Source organism: Sphingomonas gei, from assembly GCF_004792685.1.
GTDB lineage: Bacteria > Pseudomonadota > Alphaproteobacteria > Sphingomonadales > Sphingomonadaceae > Sphingomonas > Sphingomonas gei.
Genome location: NZ_SRXT01000001.1, coordinates 341,727 through 357,362, shown reverse-complemented (window position 1 = coordinate 357,362; position 15,636 = coordinate 341,727). Strand labels below are relative to the sequence as shown.

The window sequence follows — 15,636 nt, the reverse complement described above, 5'->3', positions numbered from 1 at the left end:
CGACTTCAATGTCGCGCATGGACGAGATTTCGATCGGAAATTCCGATTCCGAGGGGGCATGGCTGGACCGGCGAGGCGCTACGACCAATATCGCGCGAGGCACGCACCGCTCACCCATTCGGCTGGGCACTGCCAATGTTCGAAAAGGCAACCCTGTGGCCGACGCCAATACCGAGAAATTCCAGCATTTCGTCGCGAAGATGCAGCTCAAGCGATTCATCGATGCGAAGAAATGGCTTCACGTCTGGAACAGGCATGTCGGGAAGGTCATGCCCCAGCGGCACAACAAGACGTTCGGCGAGACGCATCTTTATTCGACCGAGAATGAAGCAGGCGAGAAGGACACCTGGTTCGAGAAGCGCCTGAACGCGCTGGAAACCGCGGCCGAGCCGTTGCTCAAGAAGATCGAAGACGCTGCGCGACTCGGCATGGCGCCGACCTTCAACGAAGCGGAAAAAGCCATGCTCGACCGCTTCTTCTATACGCAATGGAAGCGCGTGCCCGATTTCCTCGGACAGGCGGCCTCACTCAAAGGCAGCGAAGCGCTCGACGAGATCTTTGCTGAACTGCGGGCACGCCATCCCGACCAGCTGGACCGGCTGGCGGAACTCGATACGCCAGAGAGCCGCAAGCGGCTGATGCAGGGTGGCAAGGTGCAGGGCTTGGCGGTCGATAGCGCGCGCATTCTGTCATTGTTTGCCCGGCGGGGTCTGGTGATCCTGCAGCTGCCCGACGAAGGGGACGGCTTCATCATCGGTAGCATGCCGGTCGTGCGGACCGGCCAGTCGCTTGAGGACGAAGACGGCGAGGCCTGGCTTCCCATCACCCCTAGGCTGGCAATCGGCCCCGGCATGGCAGAGGGCACGATCACATTGGCGAAGTTCGATCCCGCGGCGCTCGAAGAGTTCAACCGCATCGTCGCCAATCAGAGCACCATGTTCGGCGGTCCGGATCCGGCACAGATCGAGAAGCTCGGGAAATGGGTCTTGGCCCGCAAGCAGGCCAAGGCAGCGGAAGACGACGACGCCGCATCATAGTATCTCCCGATAGACGGCATCTGACACCGGAAGGAAGCAACAGTAATCAGTGACCCGTCTACTCTATCTCGATCAGAACGCCTGGGTGGCGCTGGCGCGCGGCGCCTGGGATAAGGCGAGCTTCCCGAAGGAGCATGCTGCCCTGTCCAAGGTCGTCGAGGGCGTCCGGGCCCAGGCCATCGCGGTGCCCCTGTCCTTCGCCAATATCTATGAGACCGCCAAGATCAACGAGCCGGCCAGGCGGGCGAATATGGCGCGGACCCAGGCGGTGATCAGCGGCGGTCGGGTGTTCCGTGGCCGGCGCCGCATTCTCGGGGAAACCCTTGCCGCCTATCTCGCGCGTCATCACAATATCGCGCGGGCCGAGCCGGACGCGCAGTGGTTCCTGTCCGATCTCTGGTTCGAAGCCGCGGCCGACTATTCGCCGCAAGACTATGGCTTCGACATTCCTCAGCCGGTGCTCGATTTCCTGCGAGCGGATCCTGTTGGCGCGCTTTTCGACTATCTCGCCTTCGGCGACGAGGATGTCCGGCTCGAGGCGGTGCGACGCAACAGCGCAAGCTCGGCGGCGCTCATCGCCGGCATCGAGTCCAGGCGTCCGGTCGCCGCTGGCGAGGCGCTCGCGCTGCGGAAACGCGCTTATGGCGCGAGGCTGATCCTCGACGAGCTCGACTTTATCCTCGCGACGGGGCGACAGCTCGGACTGGATTGGCAGACGGTCCGCGATATCGGTTCGCCGTTGGTGCGCAGCATCGCTGTCGACATCCCGATCCTGAACGTCGAGCGCGAACTGGTCGTGCGCCTCGAGGACCAAGCGCGCGCGATCACCGAGAATGATCTACGCGACATGGCGGCGTTCACGATGGTCGTGCCCTTTGCGGACATGGTCGTCGCCGAGAAGCCGTTCGTGAACCTGGCCCGGCAGGCACGCCTCGACAAACACTATGGGGCGGTGCTGATGACCTCGATATTCGACCTGTGAGCGGCACTTCGGCATCGACCTGAACCAGCCGGGTCTCGCATCATTCTGCCCGGATCGCCTCCTGCCAGCGCGTGATCGTATCGCCGGGAAGCAGCGCTTCTACCGGGGCAAGGTCAAAGGTCAGCCCATCCGATTCCATCCGGAAACCGTGTGGCTGGATGCCGGTCCAGAACAGCGCCAGCGCCTTGTCCGCGGTAAAGAGCGCCGGCCGCTCCTCCGGAAACAGTGCGTAGAGGTGGATCAGGAGTTCGAGCGATCGCAGGTCGGCGAGCGCGTTATAGGCGTCGCCCTCGGCATAGCCCGGGCGGAACTTGAGGACCTTCTTGGCCGGGCTCCCGGAATTGGGCACGGCGGCTGCGCTCAACGCGGCGAGGACGACCAGTGTGGCAAGCGGCACGCCATGGCGATCGGCTGCTTCCAGTATCTCCCGCCACCGCGCATCGAGCATGCGGCGGCTGGTAGGTGGGTCCAGCGACGGTGCGATATCGAGCAAAAAGGCCTGCCTTCGCTCGAGGCCCGGGCGGGTATCCTCAATCAGACCGAGCGCGCCCTTCAGATTGTCGTCGCCAATGACCAGTTCCGCCTTGGGCAGCGCCTCGCGGATGAGCTGGACGGCCTCCTGAAGCTGCGCCTCCACAAGCGAGGGCGCAGGAACGCCGCGCCCGTTTCCTTCCATCGCGAACAGCAACGGGTTTATCCGCACCTCAAGATCGGCGAGCATGTCGAGGAAGTCGCGATCCGCCGTGACGACGGCACCGCCGTCATACCGGGCCTTGATCTGGGCGACGACGTTGCGGTCGGGCAGCACGGTCACTCCGCGACGGGTGACAGCCAGCCCCGAGGGAAGCCAGCCGCCGCGCTGAAGGCTCACCGTTGTCGAGGAGAATATGCTTTCGAGCGTCGCGTTACCCTTCGCGATGCCGTCGAGATCGACGCCCGGGACGTCCGTCTCGACCAATCTGGCATTGTGCCAGTCGAGCGGCACGGTCACCGGCTGGTGCAACCGCGCGTCGACGAGCTGCTGATAGGCCAATGGCTTGAATTCGATGCCGACAAAGGTAATCGATCGCGGCGGCTCGCCATCCTGCCCCTGGAGTTCGGCGAACTTCATGACCCAATCGCCGGCTTGCGCCAGGCGCTTCAATCTGTCCTCACTGGTCTCGTCGGTCATCGCTGTTCCATCCGGATCGAGGTTCGCACGCCAGCATTCCAATCCCACTCCGCTGCCTAAAACAGCCAAGAATAGGGGAATGGCTGGACCCGCCGACAGCTGACGCATCGGTAGGATTCCGAAAGCACAAGCCGCGCCCCGTTGTGCGGCGTCAACGAGAAGGGATGCTTGCACGCCGCGCAGTGGAAGCCACGCACATTCTCCAGTTGAGCAAGGGCATGTCCCTCATTCTCGCCGCCCTCGACAAAATAGAGACCGAGAATCGAGCGTACCTCGAACGCCCTGTGCGCCCCGGCGTCCATCGGCCGCATCCGGTCGAAGAGCCCGGCAATGACATGCGCCAGGTACAGCATCAGCTGGGGGAGTATGTCGTAGAGAAGCTCGTACAGATCGTCGTCGGCATAGTTCTTGAAGATGAAGTTGAAATTCTCCGCCTCGGTTCGCAGCTCAGCATGCTTCGCAGTGACGAGATGGACCGCGTGCTGGAACAACCCGTACAGGCCGGACGGATTGTTGCGGTCGAAGAGGCTCCGATGGACGAATGCTGCCGTCAACACATTGGAGATCGGGAGCGCCGCGAGGGTCGTTTCGAGGATGGCGAAGCGCTGACTGGCCATCGCGCGCGATATGACGGCATCGCCATCCTCCGCGGTGAACGTCGCATAGAAGGCGTCCTCGTCGCCGAGCATCCAGGACAGATACATCAGATTGTCGGTGAGCGGCTTGCGCAGTAGGTTGTGCGCAACGATGACCTTGCGCTTCTCCATGCAGCGCAGCGCCTCATAGAGGTGATGCAGGCAGTCTGACACCATCGCCATGGTGATGGTGTTGAGGATTACCCGGCGCGCCTCTTCGGGATAGCCGGTAGCGCGCATGGCCTCGACAGGGCTCGTCCTGGCGATCTTCGAAAAGGCCTTGTTCTCGACCTTACTGCGAAATTTGACCGTGACGATGTGCGCTCTGGCCGCCTCATATTCGGCGAGCAGCCGCACACACTCGTCATGGAGAAAGAAACAATATTCGTGCGCGAGGCGCAGGTCCCGCGGGATCCAGCGCATCCGGTTGCGCGGAATGGTGTGAACGCTGGAGGGCATTGTCTAGCCGGCTGCGACTGGCGGTTCCGCGGGCACCCGGATCGGCGCCGCATAGGCGTAGGGAAGATCCCAGCGCTCGAGCATGCGCGCGAACGCGACGCACCGCCGCGTGTCGAGCGTCTCCATCGCGTCGTCGGCGAGTAGCACCATCCGGTCGAGCACCCCGTCCTCAAGCGCCTTCGGAAAGACGTGAAACACCGCGACCGCATGTCCGCAGGCGCCGCTTGCCACCAGTGCGCCTGGTCGGTCCGGATCAGGACCGATTGCGCTGACCTGCTCTGCGAGCTCCTCCAGCGCCTCTTCGACAAATTCTTCCGAGCCAGGGGGGACCGCATCGAGCAGCGCGAGACCCATCGTCGTCCAGCTCGGCGTCGCTCGCGAGCGCAGGCGGTCGAGGACCGCAGCGACATAGAGCTCCACCGCCGGGCGTGGCTTTGGGCCATGCCGTCCGATGCCGCGTCCCATATAATAGCGGTCGATCGCCTGAGACATGCCGCTGAACATGCCTTTGTGCGTGCCGGCCTCGATCTCCGGCAACTCGAGGCCGCAAACCAGATAGGTGCCGAGATAGTCCAGCTCGTCACCGAAGATCGGAACCTGGCTCTGGAACCGCTCGCGCTTGGCGAGATAGTGGAGAAAGTAGAGCGGGTCGTCGAGGATATGCGCGCAGGTGCAAAGGTCGGCCAGCCCCATGGTCGGGGGAAGGTCGACATCATCCGGAACCAATCCCGTCCGCTTCAGGTCAGCCTGGGCGGACGCCAATGTCGAGAAATCGTCCAGGGTCACCGAAACGCGGATGATCGTGTCGATCTTCGCGGGATCGACCCCGAGACCCAACCCTTCCACAACCGCGCGCGCATCGCCCTCTCCATTCCTCGCCGCCAGAAGGATATCGCGCAAGCGCGCCGACTGGATCGCGGGCTCGACGACCAGCGACCGCACATGCTTGCGGACAGAATCGGGTGCCCCGCGCAGGCCGCTGGCGGTCAGCCCACCGGACTTGGCTTCGGCGATCAGCACCACCCGATCCAGCACGGCGATCAGGTCCGTTTCATAGCGGACGCCTTCCCAGTACCATTTCACATTGGGCAGCAACGTCGCCGAGGGAAGAACCTCACCGATGACGCGCGCCATCTCCTCCTCGAGATAGACCGTTCGCCGCTTCTCCAGCGCCTTGGCCATTCCAGCTTCCGCGACGAGGGTGCGCAATATCGCCGGCAGGAAACTGACGTGCGACTGCGGCGCGAAAAAGAGGAAGTCGCTATCGACCTGCACGGCAGGCTTCAGCCACACGGGATTGGAAAGGAAGAGATGCTCCTTCTCGTGCTGCCGCAGCGATCCGGGGCGCAGCGCAAGCGCCTCGAAAACCTTGGTGACCAGCGCCACCGGCTTGCCGAGCCGCTCCGCGATCACGCCCGGCTCGACCCGCATCTCCATCACGAGCCAGCGGTCGGCATGGCTCAGCAGCATGGTCCTCAGATGGCGAAGCGGCATCCGCTTCGGGAGCGACGCCAGGAATGCGTCTGGGTCTCCGGCCACGCCTTCGTAGCGCGAGAAGAACCCATGAACGATCGCTTTGCGGGTGCGACCGCGGAAAATGTCCTTGAGGAGCACGAAACGTCCGCCGATCCGCTCCTGGTGCAGATCGACCAGCGCCTCGGCAATATCGACCATATCGCTTGGGCTGTACCCGTGACGCGCTGCGAAAGCGTCATCCAGGGGCGCATGGAGTGACCGGACGATCCGGACCATGTCGTCATAATAGCCCCAGTTGCGTACCATCTGGGTGTGGTCGCGCATCCGCTCCTGCAATCCCGCGCTGATCAAGCGATCCAGGTCATCGCCCAGATCTTCGAGCTGGATCAGTCTTCGTCTATGGAAGGCCGTCGCAAGCGCCTGCACCGCATCGATCGCAGTCTGGATCTGCTGATTGCTGGCGGGCTCACGGCCCCATTCCCAGTGCTCAAGGGTCAGCAACAGTGCCTGAAGCAGCTCGATATGATGTTGTTCGATCCCCTTGATGAGCCCGTCGGTCGAAACCTCGTCCGGTCCGGCGGGGTGGCTCATGCCCCAGCACGCGATCGTCGCGATGATGTGAAGCGGGTAGGCCTCCCGAAAAACGGCGAGGATCTCATCCATGTGCCGGGGGAATGCCTCCATCGCACTCCGAGCTTCGTCAATCGAGGAAGACCGATGCGCGTCGCGATCAATGCCCGCTCCCTTGAGCTCCCTGACCACCATGCCGGGCCGGTCGGCGTAGATGTCGCCCAAACTATCTGCGGTCGAACCCTTCAATTCGCGGACTCCAGATATCAAGGAACGAACATAGAACATAACGTCGCTTCACGCTAGTTCCGTTGCCGTTCCGCGCAACGGCCCCAACTTGCTCTGCTGGTCCTTACCGAGTGGGGGTCGCGCGTCTGCTACCCCGCCAGCCGATCGTCACCGTCAGGCCGAGACCCGCCGCGCGGGGCTCGGTGGCCGGCCGCAGGCGGCCATAGAGCGGCGGTCGCACGCCGCCGGCGTGCGGGGCGCCAGCCCTCACCTCAGTCCCCCCGCCGCATCAGCGCCCGATAGCCGCCGCCGGCGAGACGACGGGCTTCGCCAACAAGCCGCCGTACCCGGGACCGGATCGAATCCGACCGCCGATCCCCCTCGCCGCGCACCGGCGCATCGTCGAACAGAACACGGGCAATCTCGCGCTGGCTCGCGCCGTCCATAACGGCATCATGGACGCGGAGCGCCAGGATCCAGCGCTCCACCCGCGGGTCGGGCGGATAGAGCGACTTCGAGAAGCGGCGGTTGCGGCACAGGTCGATCAGCCGCCGCAACGGCAGGATCCGCGGCTCCGCGGTCGCAATCCCCTTCAGCCGATAGTGGAGCAGGACGGGTTCGCCAGCGGCCAGACTACCCTGCTCCACATCGAGCCGGATATGGTGCCAGCCATCCGACAGCACAGCATGCTCGCCCTGCCCGTCGCGCACGATCGTCAGCCAGGGTGCCAGTGCGGCGGGATCGATCGCATCGGGATCGCCGCGCCCGATGGGTGCCGCGACGACGTGGAGCGTCCCCGGATCGAAATCGGCACGCCAGAGGATCCGCGCGTCGGGGGCCTCGACCTCCGGCCGCTCGGCGAAAGTGAATCCCCCACAGGACGGGGTCGGCGCCGGGTGCGAGCCCGCTCGCGCCGCGCGTCGCGGTGCTGGCGCGGGTGTACCAGGCGACATAGCTGGGGTCGCGGCGCAGCCATTCCCACATCAGGCCGGCGCGATCGATGCCGCGCAGCCGTGCATAGGAACGCGCGTCGCGCCAGTCGCCCGCCATGCGATCAGCCCTGCCACGTCATGAGGAGCGACAGTCCAATCGGACCGGAGGTAAATTCCTCCAAAATGGATGATTAGATCTCTCCGACGGATTCCAAATATATTGACAATATAAACTTGACTCCTTTGCTCTCCAAGCCACTGTAGATGCGACGATTTGTCTGCCTATTGCCTGACGACGGTGTGAGAAGCCGCCGTCCGGCCAGAGAGAGCATGAAAGGTCGATCACGGGGTCCGCGGCAGCTTGAGATGCCGCCCATGGTCGAGTGGGTGCCCGATGGGCATGCACACAATGGGACAGTTCGTCCAAGCCGTGGAGGCTGCGACGAACAGCGACGACCTGGCCGCGGCGATGGTCGAGATATGCGAAATCCTGGGGTTCCAGTATTTCGCGCTGACCCATCATGTCGATATCCTGAGCGCCTCGGGCACGGCGATCCGGCTGCATAACTACCCCGCGCAATGGGCCGATTATTATGACGAACAGGCGCTGGGCATTTCGGACCCGGTGCATCGCGCCAGCCATAAGACGAGCCTCGGCTTTCCCTGGTCGCGGATGCACGACCTGATCGCGCTGACCGCCGGCGACCGGCGCGTGCTCGCGCTCGGCTCGGAGCAGGGCATCGGCGACGGGTTTACCGTGCCGGCCAATATCCCCGGCGAGACGCTGGGCTCCTGCTCGTTCGCCAATGGCGCCGACCGGCCGCTGCCCGAGACGATGCTGCCGCTGGCGCAATGGGCCGGCCTGTTCGCCTTCGAGGGCGCGCGGCGGCTGTGGTCGACGCGAAAGATCGATACCGAAGAGGAGGCGCCGGTGCTGACCGACCGACAACGCGACTGCATCCTGTGGGCCGCCCGCGGCAAGGGCGACTGGGAGATCAGCCGCATCCTGGGGCTCAGCGAGGAGACCGTGGCGCGCCATATCAAGCAGGCGTGCGAGCGGTACGGCGTGAACAAACGGACATTGGTGGCGATCCGGGCGCTGTTCGACGGAACGCTCACCTTCACCGACATTTTCAAGCGCTGACTATACCCCTTTTCCGGCATATCCCGCCGGGCAGCTAATCGCGACCCTTGGTCCTCCCACGACCGAGGAGTTGAGACCATGTTGCATGTGACGGGATCTGGAGCCTGCCCCGTTCCGGACGCGGTGATGCGGGCGATGTTCGCCGCACGGAAGCGGGTGTTCGTCGATCTGCTGAAATGGGACGTGCCGGTCCTCAACGGCACCTATGAAGTCGACCAGTTCGACGACGCGCACGCGCACTATATCATCCTCGCCGACCGCGACGGCGGCCATCTTGGATCGGCGCGGCTGCTGCCGACCACGCGGCCGCATATCCTCGACAGCTTCTATCCCGAGCTGTGCGAGGACGCGCCGCCCCGTGCCGACGACATCTTCGAGGTGACGCGCTTCTGCCTGGATCGGAGCCAGACGGCGCAGGAGCGCCGCACGGTGCGCGACACGCTGGTCGCCGCGCTAGCCGACCACGCGCTGGCGAACGGGATCCGCGGCTATTCCGCCATCGCCGAGATGGGCTGGCTGCAGCAGATCCTCGCCTTTGGCTGGCGCTGCCGGCCGCTCGGGCTGCCGGTGCCGGTCGATGGCAAGCTGCTCGGCGCGCTCGCCATCGACATCGACCCCGATACGCCGCGCCGGCTCGCCGCGGCGGGGATCGCCCCGCGCCCCGACCTGCTTGAAGGCAAGAGCCTGGCAGCCGCCTGATCCGAGGAGAGTCGATATGAGTCACAACCCGATGCTGGCCGCCGCGATCGATCAGACGCGCGCCAGACTCACCCGGGACGGATGGTGCATCCTGCGGTCCGCCCTTCCCGCCGCGACGATCGCGGCGCTCGACGCGGAGCTCGCGCCGGCGTTCGCGGAGACACCCTTTTGCCAGGGCGGCTTCTACGGCGAGACCACCAAGCGCTTCGGCCGCCTGCTCGCCCGCTCGGACCGCATGGCGAGCCTTGTCCAGCACGCGGTCGTGCAGGGGATCGCCGAAGCGGTGCTGGCGCCGTGGTGCGACTGTATCCAGCTCAACGTCGCCCAGGCGATCGCGATTCATCCCGGCGCACCGGCGCAGATGCCGCACCGCGACCAGGATATGTGGCGGGTCCCGGCCGGCGCGCTCGAATGCCTCCTCAACGTGATCTGGCCGCTAACACCGTTCCGGGACGAGAACGGGGCGACCCTGGTCTGGTCCGGCACACACGGCGCCGCCGCACTCGACCCACCGCCCGCATCCGCCGGCATCGCCGCCGCGATGGACCCCGGCGATGCCTTGCTCTTCCTCGGCTCGACGCTGCACGGTGCGGGCGCCAACCGGACCCAAGAGGCACGGCGCGGGCTGGTCGTCGGCTACTCGCTGGGCTGGTTGAAGCCCTATGAGAACCAGATGCTCGCCTACCCGCCCGCGGTCGCGCGTGCCTTCGCGCCCGAGCTCGCCGCGCTGGTCGGCTATCGCCAGCATCGACCCAATCTCGGCAATTATGAAGGGCAATGCCCTTCGATCCTGCTGGATTCCGACACGGTCCGCCCGCTTGCCGCGATCGATGCCCTGCGCCCGGATCAGGCTGCGCTGATTGCGGACTTTGCCGCAGCACAGCGAGACGCGCCATGAATGCCGGCGCGACTTCGGAACGCGTCTATGATGCGCTGAAAGCGCGCCTGCTCGATGCCGAATTCCATCCCGGCGAACGGCTCGACCCGGCCCTGCTCTCGGAATCGCTCGGCAGCAGCGTGACCCCGGTGCGGGACGCGCTCAATCAGTTGACCGGCGAGAGGCTGGTCGAAACCCGCACCGGCGAGGGCTTCTACCGGCCCCATCTGACCGCGCCCGACCTGCAGGACCTGTATCATTGGGCGGGACAGGTGACCGCATTGGCGATCCGGAGCGGCAGCCCGGCATCCTTGCCGCTGTGCCCGGCCGTTGCGCCGGACATGGATATCGCGGCGCGCACCGCCGCCTTGTTCCAGGCCATCGCGCAGGGCTCGGCAAATCTCGAGCACCGTCGCGCGATCGCGGCGATCAACGACCGGCTGCATGCGGTCCGCAGGGTGGAGACGCTGGCGCTCGGGGACCTCGTCCCGCAAATAGATGCGATCGCGGCGTCGGCCGAGCGCGGCCGACGTGCGCTGCTTCACGAGGTGTCGGGCTATTTCCGCAGGCGTGCCCGGATGGCGCATGAGATCGTGCGTGCGGCCTATCGCGATAGCTGACCCCAAGCCCTTTCCCGTCGCCGCCGAAAACAATCGCGATATATTCTCACTATAAAATTCGGATAGCGTCGGGTCGCGCCTAGCCTGTCTCCCGCTGCGAAAGTCCGCAGCGCGCAAGGAGACGTGTCATGGAACGCAAGTACGAGACCCCGTCCGACCTGATCGATCTCGGCGCCGCCAGCGTCGAGACCAAGGGCCCCAAGGGCGACTTCCCCGATGTGGGCGACGGCCGCATCCTCGCCGGCCTGACCGACGAATGATCGCGAGGCGCGCGGCCGCCGGCCGCGCGCCCATCGCCATGGCCCATATCCTCAAGCCCGGCGTCAGCTTCTGTCACGTCGCAGGTCGGACGGTCTTCCTGGATCTGCGCGCCGACCGCTATTTCTGCCTCTCCCCCGACGCCGAACGCAGCTTTCAACGACTGGCCGCCGCCGGCCCTTCGGCGCCGGAGGATGCGAAGATCCTGGAGGGACTCGAACAACAAGGCCTGTTGCGCGCCGGTGACGCGCACGCCGAGCCGCGCGCTTGTCCCGATGTGGCCGAGGCCCGCTCCAGCCTGCTCGATGCGGCTCCGATCCCGGTGCGCCCGATCCCGATCCTGTTGGCGGGCATAGCGCTGTTGCAGGCGCCGCTGCGGCTGCGGCTGTTCGGCCTGCACGCGGCGATCACCCGTCTGCAGCGACAAAAAGCGCGGCTCCAACCCGCGCGCGCGGAACAGGAAAGGCTCGCGCACACCGCCGCCGCCTTCGCCAGGCTCCGCACGGTCATCACGACGCACGACCAGTGCCTGCCCCGATCGATTGCGGTGGCCGAGCGGCTGTTTGCGGCGGGCGTGCGCGCCGATCTGGTGCTGGCCGTGAAACTGCAGCCCTTTGCGGCCCATGCCTGGGTGCAATGGCTTGACCTGGTGGTCAACGACCGGGTGGATGCGGTTCGCGACTTCTCTCCGATCCTGGTGGTGTGAATGGGCAATCGCTTCTTCGCGGCGATCGGCGGCGATGCCGGGCGGCGTGATGCCGTACGGCAAGCCGCGCGTTCCGACCCCTGCTGGCAAATCGCGCTCGACCTGCCGGAATGCCTGGTGCTCGTCGAACGGGGTGCGAGCCGCGTTGCCCTCGCCGATGGCGGCCTCGTGATCGGCCCGCTGTTCGCGATCGGCAGGCCCGGCCCGCTCGACCTGCTCTCCCCCTCGACCGTCGCGTCGCTCCGGGCGAGTGGCGGTGCCGGGCTGACGCATGGCTATTGGGGCGGCTATGTCGCGATCGTCGTGGACGGCGGGCAGGATCACGCCAGCCTCGTGCGCGCCCCCTTCGGAGAACTGCCCTGCTTCTATGCGCCGAGCAGCGAAGGATGGGTGGCCGGCTCCGACGTGGCGATGCTCGAGCGGTTCGGGGGCTTCCGGCCCCGGCTAGACTGGCCGGCCTTGGGTGACTTCCTTTGCGCGCCGCGCGTCCGGGGCGCCGCGACCTGCCTTGCCGGGCTGCGCGAGCTCCGGGGCGGCGACCAGATCCGCTTCGGCATCGGCGAGCCGGTTGTCACGACCCTCTGGTCGCCCTGGACCTTCGCGGATAGCGCACGCGCGCTCGCCGACGGAAAGGAAGCCGCGAGGCGGCTTCAGGGCGAGATCGTCGCCGCGGTCGCCGCGCGCGGGGCCACCATCACGCGCGGCGTGCTGATGCTCTCCGGGGGTCTCGACTCCTCGATCATCGCCGCCAGCGCAGCGACGCGCGGGCAAGACCTTCACTGCGCGAATGTCAGTACGGACGATGCGGCAGGCGACGAACGCCGGTACGCCCGCGCGGTCTGCGCGCGGCTCGGCCTGCCGCTCGCCGAACGCTATTTCGAACTGGACGGCGTCGATCTCGCGCATGCCGCAGCGGCCAAGCTTCCCCGGCCCGCCTCGCGGGCGTTCGAGTATGAAGCCCGGCGCCAGGCCCATCGCGTCGCTGAAACCGCGGGTGCCGACGCTGTGCTGAGCGGCGGCGGCGGCGACAACATCTTCTGCTCGCTGCAATCGGTATTACCGTTGCTCGACTGCCGCGCCGCGCTCGACGATGGCCGCGAATATCGCCGGGTGGCGCGCGAGATCGCCGACCTGTGCGACACGAGCCGGTGGACCGTCCGGCGCAAGGCGTGGCTACGGTCCTGGCAGCGGCGCGCCCCGCCGCTCGACACCGACACCGGCTTCTTGTCCGCCGACGCCGCAGCGCGGGCGCAGGCCGCCTCGCGGCATCCCTGGCTAGCGCCGCCGGCAGAGGCGCTTCCAGGCAAGGCCGCGCATGTCGCTTTGCTGATCGGACCGCAATATCTCACCGAAGACAGCGACCCCTGCGCCGAGCGGCGCTTTCTATACCCGCTCCTCGCCCAGCCGGTCGTCGAACTCTGCCTGCGGATTCCGACCTGGCTATGGTTCGACCGCGGCTGCAACCGCGCGGTCGCGCGCCACGCCTTCGAGGCCATCCTCCCCGAAGAAGTGGCCTGGCGCCGGTCCAAGGGATCGCCGGACGCCTTTCTTGTCGCGCTCTACGAGAGCAGGCGCCGGCAGATCCGTAGTCTTTTGCTGGAGGGCAATCTCGCAGCGCACGGCTTGCTCGATTGCGATGCTCTGGCCGCCTATCTCGACGACGCGCGCCCCGCGCGAGGCTCCGGCCATGTTCGCATCCTGCGGCTGGTCGATGCCGAAGCCTGGAGCCGGTGCTGGCCCGGCTAGTGCGGCACCGCCGGGGTCGCCGGCGCCGGGGATCGCATGTCCCGAAGCGCCCGCCAGCGCGCATATTGCGCACGCTTGGCCGGATCCGGATCCTCGCGCCCTTGAAGCCAGAAACCTAACCAGTCGATGTCGCGGCTATATTCGGCGAGCCGGTGCAGCGGCTGGGTCCGGGTGTGAAACTCGCCGGGCGAGACGTACATCTCGACCGGCTTGTTCTTCTCGCGCAGCGCGGTGAAGGCTTCGAGCGCCAGCAGATATTCGCTGTCGGCGAGCTGCATGAGGATCGGGGTATCGATCCGGTCGGCATTGAGCGACAATGCCATCGGCTTCCAGAACGCGGTACCGTCCTCGGTCGCCAGCGGATAATGCCGGACCGCGCGATTCCAGTCGGCCCAGGCGGTGCCGCCATAGGTCATCACCGTCCTGGGGTCCTCGCAGCAGGTGCTGATCGAGGCGGCCGCGAACCGGTCGGCGTTGATCAGCGCGTAATTGACGGTTGAGGCGCCGTCGCTGAGGCCGGTGATGCCGATGCGCCGGGGATCGGCCACGCCCATCGCGATCGTGCGATCGATCCCGGCGAGGAGCGACGACAGCACGCTCCTGCGTTCGCCCCAGTCCCTGGTCATCGCTGCGATGATCGCGTCGATGGTCTTCAATCCCGGATAGGCCGCGCTTTCCACGGCCGGCCGCTCGAAGCTCAGCACTGCGAATCCGTGCGCGGCGAGCAGGAAGATCGGATGGGCATCGCCGGTGCCGCCCCGCAGGAAACCGTCGCTATGATATTGGACGATCACCAGCGGGAGTTTCTGGCCGGGCACGGCATCGGGCGGCAGGACAAGGTCGCCCCAGGCCGGCATGCCGGGCTCGCTCTGCCAGGTCAGCCGTTCCACCTTGCCGAGCCGAAGCCGCGCGAAACCCGGATTGGGATCGAACAGCAGCGACCGCCGCCCGCTTGGCAGATCGATCGCCACCACCTGGCGCGGCGTTACCGCGTCTTCGGAGACGCAATATAGCCGTGCCTCGCGATAGCTGCAGCCGGTGAGCCAGGTCGGGCTCGACAGGAAGCGCCGGGCAGCCCGACTTCCCGGGCGCCAGCGATAGAGCGCCATGCGGCCCTTCGCCCAGCCTTCGCGGCGCAGGAATAGGAGCGACCCGTCCGCCTGCCACCATAGGTTGACGATGCCGTCGCGACAGGCCGTGGCGGGGCAAGGCTGTTTTCGCCCCGAGCGATCGGTGACCCAGATCCGCGACGGGCTGAGCGGGCCCGGCGCCTCGCGCTCGGTCCAGGCCCGGCGGTCGCCCGACACGGCAACGGCCTGCGGCTGGGATCCGCCTGGTGGATCGGGTGGCAAAGCCGAACCCTCCTCGGCGCTTGCCGGTCGGTCCAGACCAGTCTCGGGATCGACGAGGAATACCGCCTGCGGCACGTCCGCCTCGCGCAGCTGCGGACGGGGACTCGGATTGGGCCTGACCCGCCCATCGTACAAATAGCCTGTCGCCGCTTCGCGATCGAGCGCCCGCCGCGCGTCGGCGACCCCAGGCCGGCTCGCATAGAGCAGGTCCCGGCCATTCGGCGCCCAGGACCAGCGCTCGACATCGACCGCGGAGCGGGTGACCGCCTCTGCCGCGGAGCCGTCGGCACGGGCGCGCCACAGCTGGGTGATCCCGTCTATACGCTTCAGATAGGCGATCCATCGACCGTCCGGCGACCAGGCCGGCACGACCAGGTCGGGAAAGCCGGTGTTGACGAAGAGCCCGCGCTTGACGTCGGTGGCGGTGATCATTTCACCGCCCCGATCGACTATGCGCGGGGGCGCGCCGCCGCTCGCGGTGCTGAGCACCACCAGCGCGCGGCAATAGCCGTTGCCGGCGATATCGCCGCGGCTCAGCAGCACGGCGATCGATTTGCCGTCGGGTGAGACGGCGAGCGGGCTCGGCAGGAAGAAATAGGAGGGATCGGGCATGCCGATGTCGCGGAGTTCGATCAGGTCCCTCGCCTCGATCAGGCGCCGCGGCCCGTTCGCTTCGGCCGCGGTCGGCAGCATGTCGGAGCAGCCGGCGAAGGCCGGCGCTCCGCTCAGGAGCATCAGGCCGGC

Annotated in this window: 15 protein-coding genes; 9 read left to right on the top strand and 6 right to left on the bottom strand. The window is 66.5% G+C overall.

Annotated elements, in window-relative coordinates:
- The first annotated feature begins 17 nt into the window (after window positions 1–17).
- Entirely contained in the window at window positions 18–1,037 is a 1,020-nt protein-coding gene (locus E5A73_RS01430) for a DUF4238 domain-containing protein (RefSeq protein WP_168355769.1), read from the top strand.
- Window positions 1,038–1,086: 49 nt separating this feature from the next.
- A complete protein-coding gene (locus E5A73_RS01425; protein ID WP_135962018.1) occupies window positions 1,087–2,019 on the top strand; it encodes a hypothetical protein in 933 nt (310 codons plus the stop codon).
- Window positions 2,020–2,059: 40 nt separating this feature from the next.
- On the opposite strand, the gene E5A73_RS01420 is transcribed toward E5A73_RS01425, so the two are convergent.
- From E5A73_RS01420 to E5A73_RS21985, 5 genes are all read right to left on the bottom strand, one after another.
- On the bottom strand, window positions 2,060–3,298 hold the full coding sequence (locus tag E5A73_RS01420) for a hypothetical protein (RefSeq protein WP_206366353.1): 1,239 nt from the start codon (window positions 3,296–3,298) through the stop codon (window positions 2,060–2,062).
- Entirely contained in the window at window positions 3,247–4,182 is a 936-nt protein-coding gene (locus tag E5A73_RS01415) for a hypothetical protein (RefSeq protein ID WP_135962016.1), read from the bottom strand. Before E5A73_RS01415 ends, E5A73_RS01420 begins: the two co-directional genes overlap by 52 nt.
- 105 nt (window positions 4,183–4,287) lie before the next feature.
- The gene (locus tag E5A73_RS01410; RefSeq protein ID WP_135962015.1) at window positions 4,288–6,579 is read right to left on the bottom strand and encodes a hypothetical protein; all 2,292 of its coding nucleotides are present in this window, start codon (window positions 6,577–6,579) and stop codon (window positions 4,288–4,290) included.
- Between the two features lie 251 nt (window positions 6,580–6,830).
- The gene (locus E5A73_RS21990; RefSeq protein ID WP_420822557.1) at window positions 6,831–7,205 is read right to left on the bottom strand and encodes a DNA -binding domain-containing protein; all 375 of its coding nucleotides are present in this window, start codon (window positions 7,203–7,205) and stop codon (window positions 6,831–6,833) included.
- Window positions 7,192–7,542 (bottom strand): transcriptional regulator domain-containing protein, encoded by a 351-nt coding sequence (locus tag E5A73_RS21985; protein WP_420822556.1) that lies wholly within the window; start codon window positions 7,540–7,542, stop codon window positions 7,192–7,194. The genes E5A73_RS21990 and E5A73_RS21985 overlap by 14 nt, the downstream gene beginning before the upstream one ends.
- A 342-nt stretch (window positions 7,543–7,884) precedes the next feature.
- On the opposite strand from E5A73_RS21985, the gene E5A73_RS01400 reads away from it, so the two are divergent.
- The 7 genes from E5A73_RS01400 (at window position 7,885) to E5A73_RS01370 (ending at window position 13,540) form a co-directional block, all read left to right on the top strand.
- Window positions 7,885–8,634 (top strand): LuxR family transcriptional regulator, encoded by a 750-nt coding sequence (locus E5A73_RS01400; protein ID WP_135962013.1) that lies wholly within the window; start codon window positions 7,885–7,887, stop codon window positions 8,632–8,634.
- A gap of 78 nt (window positions 8,635–8,712) precedes the next feature.
- Window positions 8,713–9,333, top strand: coding sequence for an acyl-homoserine-lactone synthase (locus E5A73_RS01395; protein ID WP_135962012.1), 621 nt, complete (start codon window positions 8,713–8,715; stop codon window positions 9,331–9,333).
- A gap of 16 nt (window positions 9,334–9,349) precedes the next feature.
- Window positions 9,350–10,231, top strand: coding sequence for a phytanoyl-CoA dioxygenase family protein (locus E5A73_RS01390; protein WP_135962011.1), 882 nt, complete (start codon window positions 9,350–9,352; stop codon window positions 10,229–10,231).
- Window positions 10,228–10,830, top strand: coding sequence for a GntR family transcriptional regulator (locus E5A73_RS01385; RefSeq protein WP_168355768.1), 603 nt, complete (start codon window positions 10,228–10,230; stop codon window positions 10,828–10,830). Before E5A73_RS01390 ends, E5A73_RS01385 begins: the two co-directional genes overlap by 4 nt.
- A gap of 128 nt (window positions 10,831–10,958) precedes the next feature.
- The gene (locus E5A73_RS01380; RefSeq protein WP_135962009.1) at window positions 10,959–11,090 is read left to right on the top strand and encodes a benenodin family lasso peptide; all 132 of its coding nucleotides are present in this window, start codon (window positions 10,959–10,961) and stop codon (window positions 11,088–11,090) included.
- A 38-nt stretch (window positions 11,091–11,128) separates the two neighbouring features.
- Complete coding sequence (locus E5A73_RS01375; RefSeq protein WP_168355767.1) at window positions 11,129–11,794, top strand: lasso peptide biosynthesis B2 protein; 666 nt, start codon at window positions 11,129–11,131, stop codon at window positions 11,792–11,794.
- A complete protein-coding gene (locus E5A73_RS01370; RefSeq protein ID WP_135962007.1) occupies window positions 11,795–13,540 on the top strand; it encodes an asparagine synthase-related protein in 1,746 nt (581 codons plus the stop codon). It abuts the gene before it with no gap.
- Here the strand turns inward: E5A73_RS01370 and E5A73_RS01365 are convergent.
- On the bottom strand, window positions 13,537–15,627 hold the full coding sequence (locus tag E5A73_RS01365) for an Atxe2 family lasso peptide isopeptidase (RefSeq protein WP_168355766.1): 2,091 nt from the start codon (window positions 15,625–15,627) through the stop codon (window positions 13,537–13,539). The two genes, E5A73_RS01370 and E5A73_RS01365, sit on opposite strands and share 4 nt — an antisense overlap.
- Between the last annotated feature and the right edge of the window lie 9 nt (window positions 15,628–15,636).

Bases quoted from the DNA above. Each gene is read 5' to 3' on its own strand.
- E5A73_RS01370 (WP_135962007.1), top strand. From the start codon at position 11,795: ATGGGCAATCGCTTCTTCGCGGCGATCGGCGGCGATGCCGGGCGGCGT.
- E5A73_RS01430 (WP_168355769.1), top strand. From the start codon at position 18: ATGGACGAGATTTCGATCGGAAATTCCGATTCCGAGGGGGCATGGCTG.
- E5A73_RS01380 (WP_135962009.1), top strand. From the start codon at position 10,959: ATGGAACGCAAGTACGAGACCCCGTCCGACCTGATCGATCTCGGCGCC.
- E5A73_RS01365 (WP_168355766.1), bottom strand. From the start codon at position 15,627: ATGCTCCTGAGCGGAGCGCCGGCCTTCGCCGGCTGCTCCGACATGCTG.
- E5A73_RS01375 (WP_168355767.1), top strand. From the start codon at position 11,129: ATGGCCCATATCCTCAAGCCCGGCGTCAGCTTCTGTCACGTCGCAGGT.
- E5A73_RS01400 (WP_135962013.1), top strand. From the start codon at position 7,885: ATGGGCATGCACACAATGGGACAGTTCGTCCAAGCCGTGGAGGCTGCG.
- E5A73_RS01385 (WP_168355768.1), top strand. From the start codon at position 10,228: ATGAATGCCGGCGCGACTTCGGAACGCGTCTATGATGCGCTGAAAGCG.
- E5A73_RS01395 (WP_135962012.1), top strand. From the start codon at position 8,713: ATGTTGCATGTGACGGGATCTGGAGCCTGCCCCGTTCCGGACGCGGTG.
- E5A73_RS21985 (WP_420822556.1), bottom strand. From the start codon at position 7,542: ATGTGGGAATGGCTGCGCCGCGACCCCAGCTATGTCGCCTGGTACACC.
- E5A73_RS01390 (WP_135962011.1), top strand. From the start codon at position 9,350: ATGAGTCACAACCCGATGCTGGCCGCCGCGATCGATCAGACGCGCGCC.
- E5A73_RS01420 (WP_206366353.1), bottom strand. From the start codon at position 3,298: ATGCGTCAGCTGTCGGCGGGTCCAGCCATTCCCCTATTCTTGGCTGTT.